At 54.0% G+C, this 15,995-nt stretch carries 11 protein-coding genes; 5 read left to right on the top strand and 6 right to left on the bottom strand.

What is annotated here, in order from left to right:
* Nucleotides 1-51 precede the first annotated feature (51 nt).
* Genes OGY04_RS21315 through OGY04_RS21305 form a run of 3 tightly spaced genes read right to left on the bottom strand, consistent with a single transcriptional unit; the run spans nucleotide 52 to nucleotide 1,767 of the window.
* A complete protein-coding gene (locus OGY04_RS21315) occupies nucleotides 52-252 on the bottom strand; it encodes a YpfN family protein (protein WP_286585995.1) in 201 nt (66 codons plus the stop codon).
* Nucleotides 253-279: 27 nt separating this feature from the next.
* Nucleotides 280-1,407: a succinyl-diaminopimelate desuccinylase gene (dapE, locus tag OGY04_RS21310; protein ID WP_003037976.1), complete on the bottom strand. Its 1,128-nt coding sequence runs from the start codon at nucleotides 1,405-1,407 to the stop codon at nucleotides 280-282.
* A 3-nt stretch (nucleotides 1,408-1,410) separates the two neighbouring features.
* The gene (locus OGY04_RS21305) at nucleotides 1,411-1,767 is read right to left on the bottom strand and encodes an ArsC family reductase (protein ID WP_003835078.1); all 357 of its coding nucleotides are present in this window, start codon (nucleotides 1,765-1,767) and stop codon (nucleotides 1,411-1,413) included.
* Nucleotides 1,768-2,156: 389 nt separating this feature from the next.
* Here OGY04_RS21305 and ypfM point away from each other — a divergent pair, with 389 nt between their 5' ends.
* On the top strand, nucleotides 2,157-2,216 hold the full coding sequence (gene ypfM / locus OGY04_RS21300; protein WP_001386977.1) for a protein YpfM: 60 nt from the start codon (nucleotides 2,157-2,159) through the stop codon (nucleotides 2,214-2,216).
* A gap of 75 nt (nucleotides 2,217-2,291) precedes the next feature.
* On the opposite strand, the gene acrD is transcribed toward ypfM, so the two are convergent.
* Nucleotides 2,292-5,405, bottom strand: coding sequence for a multidrug efflux RND transporter permease AcrD (acrD, locus tag OGY04_RS21295; protein ID WP_079935150.1), 3,114 nt, complete (start codon nucleotides 5,403-5,405; stop codon nucleotides 2,292-2,294).
* A 184-nt stretch (nucleotides 5,406-5,589) separates the two neighbouring features.
* Entirely contained in the window at nucleotides 5,590-7,287 is a 1,698-nt protein-coding gene (gene narQ, locus OGY04_RS21290) for a nitrate/nitrite two-component system sensor histidine kinase NarQ (protein WP_032944178.1), read from the bottom strand.
* A gap of 260 nt (nucleotides 7,288-7,547) precedes the next feature.
* Here narQ and aegA point away from each other — a divergent pair, with 260 nt between their 5' ends.
* From aegA to OGY04_RS21275, 3 genes are all read left to right on the top strand, one after another.
* Nucleotides 7,548-9,527 carry a formate-dependent uric acid utilization protein AegA gene (gene aegA / locus OGY04_RS21285; RefSeq protein WP_048215802.1) on the top strand — a complete coding sequence of 660 codons (1,980 nt, stop codon included), beginning with the start codon at nucleotides 7,548-7,550 and terminating at the stop codon, nucleotides 9,525-9,527.
* A gap of 156 nt (nucleotides 9,528-9,683) precedes the next feature.
* Nucleotides 9,684-10,259, top strand: a complete 576-nt coding sequence (gene nudK / locus OGY04_RS21280) for a GDP-mannose pyrophosphatase NudK (protein ID WP_008785426.1) — start codon at nucleotides 9,684-9,686, stop codon at nucleotides 10,257-10,259.
* Between the two features lie 123 nt (nucleotides 10,260-10,382).
* Nucleotides 10,383-11,426: a DUF1176 domain-containing protein gene (locus tag OGY04_RS21275; protein WP_008785425.1), complete on the top strand. Its 1,044-nt coding sequence runs from the start codon at nucleotides 10,383-10,385 to the stop codon at nucleotides 11,424-11,426.
* On the opposite strand, the gene tkt is transcribed toward OGY04_RS21275, so the two are convergent.
* Nucleotides 11,416-13,410 (bottom strand): transketolase, encoded by a 1,995-nt coding sequence (gene tkt, locus OGY04_RS21270; protein WP_003835065.1) that lies wholly within the window; start codon nucleotides 13,408-13,410, stop codon nucleotides 11,416-11,418. The genes OGY04_RS21275 and tkt overlap by 11 nt on opposite strands.
* A gap of 280 nt (nucleotides 13,411-13,690) precedes the next feature.
* Here tkt and maeB point away from each other — a divergent pair, with 280 nt between their 5' ends.
* Nucleotides 13,691-15,970 carry an NADP-dependent oxaloacetate-decarboxylating malate dehydrogenase gene (gene maeB / locus OGY04_RS21265; protein WP_234096702.1) on the top strand — a complete coding sequence of 760 codons (2,280 nt, stop codon included), beginning with the start codon at nucleotides 13,691-13,693 and terminating at the stop codon, nucleotides 15,968-15,970.
* Nucleotides 15,971-15,995 lie beyond the last annotated feature (25 nt).

Raw genomic sequence — 15,995 nt, 5'->3', positions numbered from 1 at the left:
GCCCGGTGGCGCTAACGCTTACCGGGCCTACGGGACTTATCGGCCTACTAATTATTTCTTCGATTGGTCCTTATTCGGCCAATCGTCGTCGTCGTCCCATTTATCGTTAAAGTCACGATGCGGGGGAAGCTCCGGCTTGTTGGCAAGAAATTTCTTGTGATCGACGCGCTTGAGATCTTTAATCACGTTCAGCAGCACGCCTACCAGAAACACCAACACCAGAATCCACCAATATTTTGCCAGCCAGTCCATGCTCATTTCCTCTTACAGGAACACTCATCAGGCGACGAGTTGCTCCATGATACGTTGATACATACGGGCAAGCAGCTGCAGGTCGGCGGCATTAACACATTCATTAATTTTATGAATAGTGGCGTTGACCGGCCCAAGTTCTACTACCTGCGCCCCCATGCGGGCAATAAAACGCCCGTCGGACGTCCCGCCTGTAGTCAGTAACTGCGGTTTAATCTCATTATAGTGCTCAATGGCGTTCACCACTGCATCCACCAGTTTACCGCGTTCGGTCAGGAACGGCTGACCGGAAAGCCACCAGTCGACGGTATAACGCAGCTGATGTTTCTCCAGCAGCGCGTGAACCCGTGCTTTAATCATCTCATCGGTCAGCTCAGTGCTGAAACGGAAGTTGAACTGGATAAACAGTTCTCCAGGGATAACGTTGTTGCTTCCGGTTCCAGCCTGGATATTGGCAATCTGCATGCTGGTCGCCGGGAAGAATTCGTTACCCTGATCCCACTCGATCGCCACCAGTTCGTTGAGCATGGGGGCCGCGCGGTGTACCGGGTTATCTGCCAGATGCGGATAGGCTACGTGGCCCTGCACGCCATGAATGGTCAGGTTGCAGGTCAGTGAACCACGACGTCCATTTTTCACCACGTCGCCAACGATTTCCGTGCTGGATGGCTCACCCACCAGGCAATAATCCAGTCGTTCATTACGCGCCATCAGCGCTTCAACCACCTTCACGGTGCCGTTTTTGGCGCTGGCTTCTTCGTCAGACGTTATCAAAAAGGCCAGACGACCCTGATGGTTTGGATGCTGGGCGACAAAACGTTCTGCGGCCACGACCATCGCCGCCAGTGAACCCTTCATATCGGCAGCGCCACGCCCGAACAACATGCCATCGCGAATGGTCGGTTCGAACGGTGGATTGATCCAGCGATCGACATCGCCGGCAGGCACTACGTCGGTGTGACCGGCAAATGCCAGGGTCTCACCTTTACCGCGCCATGCCCAAAAATTCTGTGTGTCACCAAAGTCCATTCGCTCAACGGTAAAACCTACCGCACGCAGGCGTTCAATCATTAACGCCTGGCACCCGGCATCATCCGGGCTCAGGGAAGGACGGCGAATAAGCTGCTGTGTCAGCTCAATGACCGGGCACGACATAGACTACACCTCATTAAAAAACAGAGTATAACTGGATTCACTGAAACCAAGCAGCATAGGCTTACCCGGCGCGCAGAGCAATGGGCGTTTGATAATTGCTGGCATTTCAATCATCAACGCGGCGGCGGAAGCCGCATCGGTGATTTGACTGCGCGTGGATTCATCGAGTTTACGCCAGGTGGTTCCACGCGTATTGAGCAGCGCCTCCCAACCTAATTCGCTGATAAAGGACTGTAATAGCGTGTTGTCCAGACCGTCGACGCGATAATCATGAAAGCGGTAGTCAATACCTTGAGCCTCCAACCAGCGTCTGGCTTTTTTAATCGTGTCGCAATTCTTAATGCCGTAAAGGGTGATCATTTGAATCCTTATTGACGTAACTTGAATATTTATTCTTTTATTCTGTGGCAATGAATAATACATATTGTCATTCAATCGTTATAGAAAAATATAACATTGTTGAACAACAGTGAATAATGATTCCTGAAAGCTCCAAAAAATACCGTATAACTAGAAATCAGAATCTGCCTGTTTGCATCAGCCTGTTTTTCCATCAGAATTGCAAAAGTAGTAGATGATGTATGAATATTTCAAAATATTGCAGTAAGTCACATAAAATTTATGGGTATAGCGCATAGTGATCACATAAACCCCAAACACTGGAGGAATCAATCGCAACCATCGGTTAAATTGCCTTCTTTTAATGATGATGATTTCGTAGAATGCCCATAATAATAAGAGAGGTTGTTATGATTGAACGTGAACTGGGGAACTGGAAAGACTTTATCGAAGTGATGCTTCGTAAATAATTTTCTGGAAGAAATTCATATCCTGTAAAGGATAAAAAAAGGCGACTCAACGTAAGTCGCCTTTTTTGTGTCCGATTATTCTGGGCGTGGCTTCAATGGGAAGCGTCTGCGCACCAGCACAAAGAACAGGGGAACGAAGTAAATCGCCAGGATAGTGGCTGAAATCATCCCGCCCATTACGCCAGTCCCCACCGCATGTTGACCGCCGGAGCCAGCGCCACTGCTGATGGTCATCGGCAGCACCCCGAAGATAAACGCCAGTGACGTCATCAGAATTGGGCGTAAACGTTGGCGACAAGCATGGAGCGTGGCGTCGAGCAGATCGTGTCCTTTCTCGTTCATCTCATTGGCGAATTCAACAATCAATATTGCGTTCTTCGCCGATAGCCCGATCACGGTAAGTAACCCGACCTGGAAATAAACATCGTTTTCCAGGCCGCGCATCCAGGTCGCCAATAGCGCGCCAATAACCCCCAATGGCACGACCAGCATGACGGAGAAGGGTACCGACCAGCTTTCGTACAGTGCCGCCAGACACAGGAACACGACCAGCAGAGAAATGGCGTACAGGGCAGGGGCCTGAGAGCCCGATAGCCGTTCCTGATAGGACATCGCAGTCCATTCGAGGCCAAACCCTGTCGGCAACTGGCGCACCAGCGATTCCATCACGTCCATTGCCGTACCGGTACTGACGCCGGGCGCAGCTTCGCCGACAATCTCGACTGCGGAGTAGCCGTTATAGCGTTCCAGACGTGGAGAACCCGTTTCCCAGCGTGAAGTCGCAAAGGCCGAGAAAGGCACCATGCCACCGTTGTTATTGCGGACGTACCACAAGTTAATGTCGTCCGGGAGCATGCGATATTTTGCTGCCGCCTGCACGTAAACCTTCTTCACGCGGCCCCGGTCCATAAAGTCATTGACGTAGCTGGAACCCCAGGCCGTTTGCAATGTGTCGTTGATGTCGTCGATGGAAACGCCCAGAGCCTGGGCTTTGCGCTGATCGATATCAATTTGCAACTGTGGGCTGTCGTCCAGACCGTTATGACGAACGCGGGTCAGGGATGTGTCTTTCCCGGCCAGCTCAATGAGTTTGTCGCGCGCGGCCATTAACGCATCATGGCCCGCACCGGCGTGATCCTGCAGCTCCATATCGAAACCGGCAGAGCTTCCGAGGCCGCTGATAGCCGGAGGGCTGCTGGCGAAGACGCGGGCTTCTTTAATCTTATTAAAGGCTTTGGTCGCACGTTCGATGATGGCGAAAGAGGTTCCGGTAGTGGTGTCGCGCTCATCCCAGTCTTTTAAGCGGACAAACATACGTGCCACGTTTTGACCGTTCCCGCCAGGGCCAGAACCGACCGTGGAAAAGACTGACATAATGTTGTCTTTCTCATGGGTGAAGTAATACTTCTCCACTTCCTCAACCACTTTCAATGTTTGCTGCTGTGTGGAGCCGCTGGGCAGCTGTACCGAGGTGGTAAACATGCCGCGGTCTTCCAGCGGCAGGAAGGAGGTTGGCAGGCGCAGGAACAGGAAAACCATGCCACCGAGCAGCAGGCCGTAGATCAGTATCCAGCGCAGGCTGCGGTGCAGAATTCTGGCAACGCCTTTTTCGTAGCGCTCGGCGTTGCGATTAAACATCCGGTTAAACCAGCCGAAGAAACCGGTTTGTCCGTGATGCTCGCCCTTATGCAGCGGTTTGAGCAGGGTGGCGCACAGTGCGGGGGTCAGGATCATCGCCACCAGAACAGACAGCACCATGGCGGAGACGATAGTAATCGAGAACTGGCGGTAAATAGCCCCGGTAGTGCCGCCGAAGAAGGCCATCGGGATAAACACCGCTGACAGCACCATGGCGATACCGACCAGCGCACCCTGGATTTGCCCCATCGATTTCCGTGTCGCTTCCCGAGGTGAGAGTCCTTCCTCACTCATAATACGCTCGACGTTTTCCACTACCACAATGGCGTCATCGACCAGCAGGCCGATCGCCAGCACCATCGCAAACATCGTCAAGGTATTAACGCTATAGCCAAAGGCGTAAAGCACGGAGAAGGTACCCATCAGGACGACGGGAACGGCGATGGTGGGAATCAGCGTGGCGCGGAAGTTTTGCAGGAACAGGTACATCACGAGGAATACCAGTGCAATAGCTTCCAGCAGGGTTTTTACCACGTCGATGATTGAGGCTTTGACAAAGGAGGTGGTTTCATAAGCCACCTTATATTCCAGCCCATGCGGAAAATACTGTGACAGCTCGTTCAGACGGTTAATGACCAGCGTTGCTGTCGCCATTTCATTGGCGCCTGAAGCCAGCTTCACGCCCAGGCCGGAGGCAGGATTTCCATTAAAGCGGCTGAGGTAATCATACTTTTCAGCACCCATTTCGACCGTCGCCACATCGCCCAGTTTAACTTCTGAACCATCCTGGTTGACGCGTAGCGTAATGGCGCGGAATTCATCCGGAGTCTGCAGTAGCGACTGGGCGTTGATCGTCGCGTTCAGCGCCTGCTTGTCCACCGAAGGCGTACCGCCAAGTTGTCCGACGGCAATCTGCGCATTCTGTGACTCGATAGCGTCGGTCACATCTTTAGCGGTCATCTGGAAACTGTTCAGTTTGGCCGGGTCAAGCCAGATACGCATGGAGTACTGTGAGCCGTAAGCGTCAATATCTCCCACGCCGTTAATACGGCTGAGTGGATCCTGAATGTTACTGGCGACGTAGTCGGCGATGTCCTGCTTATCCATTGAGCCATCGGTGGAGACAAAGGCGATAGTCAGAATATTGGTGTCCCCGGTCTTACGCACCGTGACCCCCTGATCCTGTACCGCCTGCGGCAGTTTACGCATTGCCGATTGCAGCTGGTTTTGCACCTGCTGGACGGCCTCGTCAGGATCGGTTCCGGCAACGAAGCTCAACGTAACCGTAGCCTGACCTGTCCCGCTGCTCTGCGATGACATGTACATCAGGTTATCGAGACCGGTCATGTTCTGCTCAATAACCTGGGTGACGGTGTTTTCCAGAGTCTGAGCCGAAGCGCCAGGATAGTTGGCGGTGACCCGCACGTTTGGCGGTGCCAGATCGGGATATTGTTCAACGGGCAGTGAAAAAATAGCCAGGGCTCCTGTCAGGCACAACAGGATAGCTAACACCCAGGCAAAAATGGGGCGATCGATGAAAAAATTCGCCATTAAAAGAGGACCTCGTGTTTCTGCGTATCGTTATGGGTATGGCTTGCTTCACTTTAGCGGCAAGGTACGGGTCAAACGTGGAGAAAAAAAGAAGATAATGTAAATTACCATGCCCGTTTACAGCATACCTTTCGTGCCAACGCCGTCAGGCCTGGATCCCACCTCGACGGCGCTTTGCGGTTCTTTACGTTAGCTCACTGTCTGATTCAGCCGAACGGAAACTGATGCTCACCAACGTTCCCCCTCCGGAAGGTTGAGAGAAGGTCAACGTGCCGCTCAGTCTTTCCGCCCGCTCACGCATAATATTGAGTCCATAGTGCCCTGCAGGCTCATGCGGCTCGCCAATGCCGATGCCGTTATCGCGGATATAAACCGTGTGGTTGCCGTCCGGAGCCGTTACGCAGCTGACGGCAATTTCGCTCGCACTCGCATGCTTAATGGCGTTCAGCACCGCTTCGCGGATGATCTGCAACAGATGCACCTGCATTTGCGCATCCAGCGCAAGCGTAGGCAACCGACAATCGAGTGTGAGTTTAGCTGAGGTCTGATTTTGCAGCGTTTCCAGCATTTCATGCAGGGCGGAGGGTAAATCGGCCTGCTGTAAGGTCAGACGGAAGGTGGTCAGCAGCTCGCGCAATTGACGATAGGCATCATTCAGCGCCTGGGAGAAATCCGCCATAATGCTTTGCGCTGGGGCGTTATCTTCCGGAATTGAACGTTTAAGCAACGTGAGCTGAATGCGTAAATAAGAGAGCACCTGCGCCAGCGAGTCGTGCAGCTCGCGTGCAATGGTCGCGCGCTCTTCCATTAACAACAGCTGCTGAAAATGTTTTTGCGCCTGGTTGAAGTACAACCCGCGTCCCAGCATCGAGGAGACGCTGTTGAGCAGCGGAGTAGAAGCGTTGACGTTTGGACTTTGCCAGTGCAGTTCGCCGTAGACGGTTTCCTGCATGGTGACTGGCAGGATTTGCATTGGCAGCTCGAGGCTTTTAGTCCCTTCGCTAATCCGCCAGTTATCACCGACGGTAAGCTCAAGGAAATACGCGGCGTCATGTTCGCGGACGATCTGTAAAATATGGCGGAAGCAGTGCACGTCAATCTGGCTGGTATTTAACGCTTGGGAGCACTGATACAACACCTCCAGACGGCGATTGGCTTCGTGGAGATCGTGGGTTTTCTCTGCGACCGAGGCTTCTAGCGAGCGGTACAGCTTGTGTAATTCACTCGACATCTGGCTAAACGTTTTGCCCAGCAATCCCAGTTCATTAGGCAAACCGGTATCCAGCGGTGGGATATCAAATTGACCGTGTTCAATTTGCTGACTGGCCATCACCAGTTTATTCAGCGGACGCACCACCTGCTGGCGAATGCGCCGCAGGGTAAAGAAGACGAGGGTGAATATGCCGATCCCGCCCGCCAGCGAGATGCCAAATACCAGCATTACTTTACGCTCGGCATAATGCTGCAACGCCAGCACGAAGAGATCGATCTGATCGACGTAGTTGTTGATGTTGGCCTGGTACCATTTTAAATCGCCGTCGATCAGGCGGGCGTTCATTTCCAGCCAGTTAGCATGCAGACGTCCATAGCGGCTTTTTACCGCTTGTGGCACATACCACGCGTTCAGATTCTGTAATGCTGGCGAGTTTAGCGCCTGCTGGAAAAGCTGGCGGTGGGCGTTAAGCTGCGGGCTCTGGCTTTGTAGATCGTAACCCAGACGGTAGCTTTGCATGCGCAATGAGCCAGCAACGTTGATGGCTTCGGCATCTCGCAAGCTGCTGGTCAGCGTGAGCAGCGCAATACCCGTTGAGAGAATCGACAGCATCACTATGTAGAAAAAAGCTTTAGCCAGACTGGCCGAGACCGGACGCTTTACCGTCACTTGTGCATCCTCACACAATACACGTCGCGCCTGAAAACAGCGTGAACGATGCGGTGTATTTGATAAATGTTAATAAAACGCCATGAAACTGGATGGTAACTGAAACACAATTTCATATGCGATGAAATAAATTGATCTGCCACAGGTTCTGGATAAATAGTTGTGCTTCCTGGGCAAATGAACATTGCCGCTTCCTTCCGTGTCGGTTAATAACACTCTTATAAAGAATAAGGTTTTTGCAACCAAAAAAGAAGGAAGCCATGAATCGTTTTATTATGGTCAATAGCCAGCAGTGCCTGGGATGCCATGCCTGTGAGGTCGCCTGCGTCATGGCTCACAATGGCGAACAGCATGTCCTGAACCAACGGCATTTTCAGCCCCGAATTACCGTCATTAAGCATCAGCAGCAGCGCAGCGCGGTGACCTGCCACCACTGCGAAGATGCACCCTGCGCCAGAAGCTGCCCAAACGGGGCAATTAGCCATGATAACGACAGCGTTCAGGTGAACCCGCAAAAGTGTATTGGCTGTAAATCGTGCGTTGTAGCCTGTCCTTTCGGCACGATGCAGATCGTACTCACTCCCGTCGCCAAAGGGAAGGTGAAAGCTACCGCGCACAAATGCGATCTGTGCCAGGGGCGTGAACAGGGACCCGCCTGCGTAGAAAACTGTCCGGCGCAGGCGTTACAGCTGGTGACGGAAAATTCGCTTACCGGTCTGTCAAAAGCGCGCAGGCTGCGTACCGCAAGTCTGGAAAGCCAGCCATGGCATGCCAGCACTACCGATTTTGTTCCACATGTCATCACTAAACGTGAGCAAATGCAGGCGACGCCTGCGCGCGGGGAGCCGGATAAACTGGCGATTGAGGCCCGGAAAACCAGCTTTGAAGAGATCTATCTGCCGTTTCGTACGGCGCAGGCGGAGCGCGAAGCCTCTCGCTGCCTGAAATGCGGCGACCACAGTATCTGCGAATGGACCTGTCCGTTGCATAACCACATTCCGCAGTGGATTGAACTGGTCAAAGCCGGGAATATCGACGCGGCGGTTGAGCTTTCTCACCAGACCAACTGCCTGCCGGAGGTGACCGGACGCGTATGCCCGCAGGATCGACTCTGCGAAGGGGCATGCACGGTGCGTAGCGAGCATGGCGCAGTCACCATCGGTAATATTGAGCGTTACATCTCCGATCGGGCGCTGAGTAAAGGATGGCGACCGGACTTAAGCCATGTGCAGAAAGTGGACAAGCGTGTTGCCATCATCGGTGCGGGTCCGGCGGGTCTGGCCTGTGCGGATGTGCTGGCGCGCAGCGGTATCAGCGCCACCGTCTACGATCGCCATCCCGAAATTGGCGGTTTGCTGACGTTCGGTATTCCGGCCTTCAAGCTGGACAAATCGCTGCTGGCGCGCCGCCGTGAAATCTTCAGCGCCATGGGTATTCATTTTGAACTTAACTGTGAAGTGGGTAAGGATGTCGCGCTTGAAAAGCTGCTGGAGGATTACGATGCCGTGTTCGTGGGCGTAGGAACCTATCGTTCCATGAAGGCGGACCTGCCAAATGAAGACGCGCCAGGCGTATATGATGCGCTGCCGTTCCTGATTGCCAACACCAAGCAGGTGATGGGGCTGGAGGAACTGCCTGAAGAACCGTTTATCGACACCGCCGGACTAAACGTGGTTGTGCTGGGCGGAGGCGATACGGCAATGGACTGTGTGCGAACCGCCCTGCGTCATGGCGCAAGCCAGGTGACCTGCGCCTATCGTCGTGATGAAGCCAACATGCCCGGCTCGAAAAAAGAGGTGAAGAACGCCCGGGAAGAGGGGGCAAATTTCGAGTTTAACGTTCAGCCGGTTGAGCTGGTGTTGCATGCCGATGGGCGAGTCAGCGGTGTGCGTTTCTTACGTACCCAACTTGGTGAACCTGATGCACAGGGCCGTCGTCGCCCGGTTCCCATTGCCGGGAGTGAGTTTGTGATGCCCGCAGATGCGGTGATTATGGCGTTTGGTTTTCACCCACATGGCATGCCGTGGCTGGAGTCGCATGGCGTTAAGGTCGATAACTGGGGGCGCATTGCCGCCGATGTTGAAAGCGCATACCGTTATCAAACCAGTAACCCGAAAATCTTTGCCGGTGGTGACGCGGTACGCGGTGCAGACCTGGTGGTGACGGCTATGGCGGAAGGGCGGCACGCCGCCCAGGGGATCGTCGACTGGCTGGGCGTAAAATCAGTCAAATCTCATTAATCGGCGAGTAGGCCGGATAAAACGCGTTAGCGTTGCCATCCGGCAATGTGCCGCATGAATGCCTGATGGCGCTTTGCTTATCAGGCCTACATTGTTCCAAGACAAACCCGGTTTCACGGCGTAGTATTATTTCTCACTTCTTGCTGTGGAGCCGGTATGTCGCAAAAAATTACCCTCATCAAAGATAAAGTCCTTTCCGATAACTACTTCGTCCTGCGCAATATCACTTATGACCTGACCCGTAAGAATGGAGAGGTGATCCGTCACAAACGTGAGGTTTACGATCGTGGCAACGGCGCCACAATCCTGCTGTATAACCCGGAGAAGAAAACGGTGGTGCTCATCCGCCAGTTTCGCGTTGCGACATGGGTCAACGGTAACGAAGACGGTCAACTGATTGAAACCTGCGCCGGGCTGCTGGATAACGACGAACCGGAAGCATGTATTCGAAAAGAGGCGATTGAAGAGACCGGCTTTGAAGTGGGTGAAGTACGTAAACTGTTTGAGCTATACATGTCGCCGGGCGGTGTGACGGAAATAATCCACTTCTTCATCGCGCAATACCGTGACAGTCAGCGGACAAACGCGGGTGGCGGCGTGGAAGATGAAGATATTGAAGTTCTGGAACTGCCGTTCACACAGGCGCTGGAAATGATCAAAACGGGTGAGATCCGTGACGGTAAAACGGTGCTATTGCTGAACTATTTGCAGTCATCGCATCTCATGGACTAATGCGCGGGATTTATATTTCTTTACAAATTTACGGCCAATCCGACGATTCTTATTGAGCCACATCAGTCGCGCAAGGAAGATACCGCTTAGGCTGTGTGTTTTGACTTCGGGGTTGTACCGTCCATGCGCTATCGCGTTATTCTCCTTTTCCTGCTCGGGTTGCTACCCGCCCGATTGCTGTGGGCTGCGCCCGCGCAACAGGCGTTTTCTGACTGGCAGGTGACGTGTAATAACCAAAATTTTTGCGTGGCGCGCAATACCGGAGAGCACCACGGCCTGGTCATGACCTTGAGCCGCAGCGCCGGGGCACATACCGACGCCGTGTTGCGTATTGAGCTGGGCGGGCTGGAATCGTCCAGCGTCAAAGAGAGCGATATTGCGCCGCGTCTGCTGTTGGATGGTGCGCCACTCTCGCTGAGCGGCGAGCACTGGCGCATAACTCCCTGGCAACTGACGACCGATGATCCCGCCACCATCAGCGCATTTTTACAAACCGTACAGGACGCGAAGGCGATTACCCTGCAAAAAGGTGCGCAAAACCTTTCGCTGGTCGGGCTAAAAGCCGCATTGTTGTTTATCGACGCCCAGCAAAAACGGGTGGGGAGCGAAACCGCATGGATTGAAAAAGGTGACGAGCCTCCGCTCAGCGTACCTCCGGCCCCCGCGCTGAAAGGTGTAGCGGTCATTAATCCAACGCCAACGCCTCTCACGCAGCAGGAGCGCAGTGAACTGCTGGACTATGGTAACTGGCGGATCAACGGTATTCGTTGCTCTATCGATCCGCTGCGTCGCGAGATGCGCGTCACTGCCCTAACAGACGATAAAGCGCTGCTGATGATTGGCTGTGAGGCCGGGGCGTATAACACCATCGATCTGGCGTGGGTGGTTTCACGTACGACTCCGTTGACTTCACGCGCGGTACGGTTAAGCCTGCCGTTTAAAACGGATGCAGAAAGTCGCGATATGGAGCTGACCAACGCTACGTTTGACGAGAAGTCGCGGGAGCTGGTCACCCTCGCTAAAGGACGAGGGTTGGCAGATTGCGGTATCCAGACCCGCTGGCGCTACGACGGTCAACGTTTTCGCCTGGTGCGCTATGCCCAGGAGCCAAGCTGCGATAACTGGCATGGGCCAGATGCCTGGCCCACACTGTGGATCACGCGTTAAGCACCTTGTGCGCTTTGTCGACGATGTTATCTACCGTAAAGCCGAAGAACGGGAACAGTTTGTCCGCTGGAGCCGACTCTCCATAACCCGTCATCCCAACAATTGCCCCTTTCAGCCCGACATATTTGTACCAGTAGTCAGCAATTCCTGCTTCTACCGCCACGCGAGCGCTGACGTTTGCTGGCAGGACCGATTCCCGGTACGCCTCATCCTGGGCGTCAAAGATATCGGTTGAGGGCAGAGAAACCACTCGCACGTTACGACCTTCGCCGGTCAGTTTTTCCGCTGCCAGCAGCGTGATTTCCATTTCTGAACCGGTAGCAATCAAAATAACATCCGGCTTACCGCCGCCATCCTTCAGCACATAGCCGCCGCGGGCAATTTGCTGCACCTGCTCTGGCGTGCGCTCAACCTGTGCCAGATTCTGCCGCGAGAGGATCAGCGCCGTTGGCCCGTCATGACGTTCGACTGCCAGCTTCCAGCCTACTGCCGCCTCCACCTGATCGCACGGTCGCCAGGTACTGAAATTAGGCGTCAGGCGCAGGCTGGCGAGCTGTTCAACGGCCTGGTGCGTAGGACCATCTTCCCCCAGACCAATTGAGTCGTGGGTATAAACCATGATTTGTCGGGCCTTCATCAGCGCCGCCATACGCGCGGCATTTCGGGCATATTCGACAAACATCAGGAACGTGGCGGTGTACGGTACGAAGCCCCCGTGATGGGCAATACCGTTGGCAATCGCCGTCATACCAAATTCACGCACGCCGTAGTGGATGTAGTTTCCTGCATGATCCTCTTTAAGAGAGGAGGAGCCTTTCCAGATGGTCAGGTTGCTGGGGGCCAAATCCGCCGATCCGCCAAGCAGCTCTGGCAGTATAGGCCCGTAGGCGTTAAGGGTATTTTGCGAGGCCTTACGGGTGGCGATTTTGGCCGGATTGGCCTGCAGCTCGGTAATATATTTCTGGGTTGTTGCCTCCCACTCTTTCGGCAGCCCACCGCTCATCCGGCGAGAAAACTCTGCCGCCAGTTCCGGGTAGGCTTGTTGGTAAGCTGCGAATTTCTCCTTCCAGCCCTGTTGCGCTTTTTCGCCTTTCTCGCGTGCGTCCCACGCCCGGTAAATCTCTTTGGGGATCTCAAAAGCAGGATGATGCCACCCCAGCTTCTGCCGGGTCAGTGCCACCTCTTCTTCGCCCAGCGCAGCGCCGTGCGCTTCCTCTTTCCCTGCTTTATTTGGTGAGCCAAAACCAATCACCGTGCGGCAGATAATCAGCGATGGTTTATCGGTAACAGCCTGCGCTTCCTGAATGGCTTTTTTCACCGCCTCTGGGTCATGACCGTCAATGTCGTGTACCACATGCCAGTGATAAGCCTCAAAGCGTTTTGCAGTATCGTCGGTAAACCAGCCGTCGGTTTCACCATCAATCGAGATGCCGTTGTGATCGTAGAAGCCAATGAGTTTGCCAAGCCCCAGCGTGCCCGCCAGCGAACAAGCCTCGTGTGAAATACCCTCCATCAGACAGCCGTCGCCCATAAAGACCCAGGTAAAGTGGTTAACAATCTCATGGTCCGGCTGGTTAAACTGCGCTGCCAGCGTACGCTCGGCAATGGCCATGCCGACGGCGTTGGCTAAACCCTGACCCAGCGGTCCTGTCGTGGTTTCCACGCCTGGCGTGTAGCCAATTTCCGGGTGCCCTGGCGTCTTCGAATGGAGCTGACGGAAGTTCTTTAATTCTTCGATTGGCAGGTCGTAACCGGAAAGATGCAACAGGCTGTAAAGCAGCATTGAGGCGTGGCCGTTGGACAGAATAAACCGGTCACGATCGTACCAGGTGGGATCGGTCGGGTTATGGCGTAGAAAATCGTTCCACAGAACTTCGGCGATATCGGCCATCCCCATTGGTGCTCCAGGGTGGCCGGAGTTAGCTTTTTGGACGGCATCCATACTTAGCGCACGAATGGCATTGGCAAGCTCTTTACGGGTCATAGGAAATACTCCTTGAAAAGTAAAGTGTTAGATGCGTGTTGTGATTCACACTTTTGGGAAAATTGCGGGCGTTGTCAGCAAAAAGCATAGCAGACAGGCATGGTATTGCTGGATTAAGCAGGTAACATGGTTGTTATAAATTGATAACAAATTCTTTCTTTGAATGGTGAGAGTTTGGGGACCTTCAAAGTTTGTACCGTTGACTGAGGTGATAATGTGCGGCTCAGTAGAATGGTTACCCGCGCCACTTTTTTGATAGATACGTGAAAGGAACAACAAGATGGATGACCAGTTAAAACAAAGCGCCCTCGATTTCCACGAATTTCCGGTACCCGGTAAAATCCAGGTTTCTCCGACCAAGCCTCTGGCAACGCAGCGCGACCTGGCGCTGGCCTACTCGCCGGGCGTGGCTGCACCGTGTCTTGAAATTGAAAAGGACCCGCTGGCAGCCTACAAATACACCGCGCGCGGCAACCTGGTTGCGGTTATTTCCAACGGCACAGCGGTGCTGGGTCTCGGCAACATTGGCGCGTTGGCCGGCAAACCGGTGATGGAAGGTAAAGGCGTTCTGTTTAAGAAATTCGCCGGGATCGACGTGTTCGACATTGAAGTCGATGAACTCGATCCGGATAAGTTTATCAATGTGGTTGCGGCCCTGGAGCCCACGTTTGGCGGTATCAACCTCGAAGATATTAAAGCGCCAGAGTGCTTCTACATTGAGCAAAAACTGCGCGAGCGCATGAATATTCCGGTCTTCCACGATGATCAGCACGGTACGGCAATCATCAGTACTGCCGCTATTCTGAACGGTCTGCGGGTGGTTGAGAAAAATATCTCTGACGTGCGCATGGTGGTGTCTGGTGCAGGTGCGGCGGCGATTGCCTGTATGAACCTGCTGGTAGCGCTGGGTATGCAGAAACACAATATTGTGGTCTGTGACTCCAAAGGTGTGATTTACAAAGACCGCGAACCGAACATGGCGGAAACCAAAGCGGCTTACGCGGTGGTGGATGACGGTAAGCGTACGCTGGATGATGTCATTGACGGCGCAGATATTTTCCTCGGCTGCTCGGGCCCGAAAGTGCTGACGCAGGAAATGGTTAAGAAGATGGCGCGTGCGCCAATGATTCTGGCACTCGCCAACCCGGAGCCGGAAATCCTGCCGCCGCTGGCAAAAGAGGTGCGTTCCGACGCCATCATCTGTACTGGTCGTTCAGACTACCCGAACCAGGTTAACAACGTCCTGTGCTTCCCGTTCATCTTCCGCGGTGCGCTGGACGTTGGTGCGACGGCCATCAACGAAGAGATGAAACTGGCGGCGGTGCACGCCATTGCTGAGCTGGCGCATGCCGAGCAGAGTGAAGTGGTGGCCTCTGCTTATGGCGATCAGGACCTGAGCTTCGGCCCGGAATACATCATTCCGAAACCGTTCGACCCGCGTCTGATCGTCAAAATCGCCCCTGCTGTGGCTAAAGCGGCGATGGACTCCGGCGTGGCAACGCGTCCGATTGCCGACTTTGACGCTTACATCGATAAGCTGACTGAATTCGTCTACAAAACCAACCTGTTCATGAAGCCGATTTTCTCCCTGGCACGCAAAGCGCCGAAGCGCGTGGTGCTGACCGAAGGGGAAGAAGCGCGCGTACTGCACGCTACCCAGGAGCTGATCACGTTAGGGCTGGCAAAACCGATCCTGATCGGTCGTCCGAGCGTTATTGAAATGCGTATCCAGAAACTGGGTCTGCAGATCAAAGCGGGCATCGATTTTGAAATCGTCAACAATGAGTCCGATCCGCGCTTTAAAGAGTACTGGAGCGAGTACTACCAGATTATGAAGCGTCGTGGGATTACCCAGGAGCAGGCGCAGCGTGCGGTGATCGCCAACACTACGGTGATCGGCGCAATCATGGTACAGCGCGGCGAAGCGGATGCGATGATCTGCGGTACGATTGGCGACTACCATGAGCACTTCAGCGTGGTGAAAGAGGTATTTGGTCATCGCGACGGCGTGCATACTGCCGGGGCGATGAACGCCTTGCTGCTGCCAAGCGGTAACACCTTTATCGCCGATACCTACGTCAACGACGATCCTACGCCTGAGCAACTGGCGGAAATCGCCGTGATGGCGGCAGAGACCGTGCGTCGCTTTGGTATCGAACCGAAGGTGGCGTTGCTGTCGCACTCCAACTTTGGTTCCTCTAACTGTCCGTCGGCCAGCAAAATGCGCGACGCGCTGGAGCTGATTAAGGCGCGCGCGCCAGAGTTGATGATTGACGGCGAAATGCACGGCGACGCCGCGCTGGTGGAAAGCATCCGTAATGACCGCATGCCGGACAGTCCGTTGAAAGGCTCAGCGAATATTCTGGTGATGCCGAATATGGAAGCTGCCCGTATTAGTTACAACTTACTACGCGTTTCCAGTTCTGAAGGCGTAACGGTTGGCCCGGTGCTTATGGGGGTTGCGAAACCGGTTCACGTATTAACGCCGATCGCCTCTGTTCGTCGTATCGTTAATATGGTGGCGCTGGCGGTTGTAGAAGCCCAAACGCAGCCACTGTAATTTCACTTTAATTTATTTCCGGCGC

Origin of the sequence: Citrobacter sp. Cpo091 (genome assembly GCF_030332645.1) — a bacterium.
Taxonomy (GTDB): Bacteria; Pseudomonadota; Gammaproteobacteria; order Enterobacterales; family Enterobacteriaceae; genus Citrobacter; species Citrobacter portucalensis.
This window is presented reverse-complemented; position numbering and strand designations above follow the sequence as displayed.

Excerpts from the sequence above, each read along its gene's own strand:
- OGY04_RS21315 (WP_286585995.1), bottom strand. The coding sequence starts at position 252 with ATGGACTGGCTGGCAAAATATTGGTGGATTCTGGTGTTGGTGTTTCTG.
- dapE (WP_003037976.1), bottom strand. The coding sequence starts at position 1,407 with ATGTCGTGCCCGGTCATTGAGCTGACACAGCAGCTTATTCGCCGTCCT.
- OGY04_RS21305 (WP_003835078.1), bottom strand. The coding sequence starts at position 1,767 with ATGATCACCCTTTACGGCATTAAGAATTGCGACACGATTAAAAAAGCC.
- acrD (WP_079935150.1), bottom strand. The coding sequence starts at position 5,405 with ATGGCGAATTTTTTCATCGATCGCCCCATTTTTGCCTGGGTGTTAGCT.
- aegA (WP_048215802.1), top strand. The coding sequence starts at position 7,548 with ATGAATCGTTTTATTATGGTCAATAGCCAGCAGTGCCTGGGATGCCAT.
- nudK (WP_008785426.1), top strand. The coding sequence starts at position 9,684 with ATGTCGCAAAAAATTACCCTCATCAAAGATAAAGTCCTTTCCGATAAC.
- OGY04_RS21275 (WP_008785425.1), top strand. The coding sequence starts at position 10,383 with ATGCGCTATCGCGTTATTCTCCTTTTCCTGCTCGGGTTGCTACCCGCC.
- tkt (WP_003835065.1), bottom strand. The coding sequence starts at position 13,410 with ATGACCCGTAAAGAGCTTGCCAATGCCATTCGTGCGCTAAGTATGGAT.
- maeB (WP_234096702.1), top strand. The coding sequence starts at position 13,691 with ATGGATGACCAGTTAAAACAAAGCGCCCTCGATTTCCACGAATTTCCG.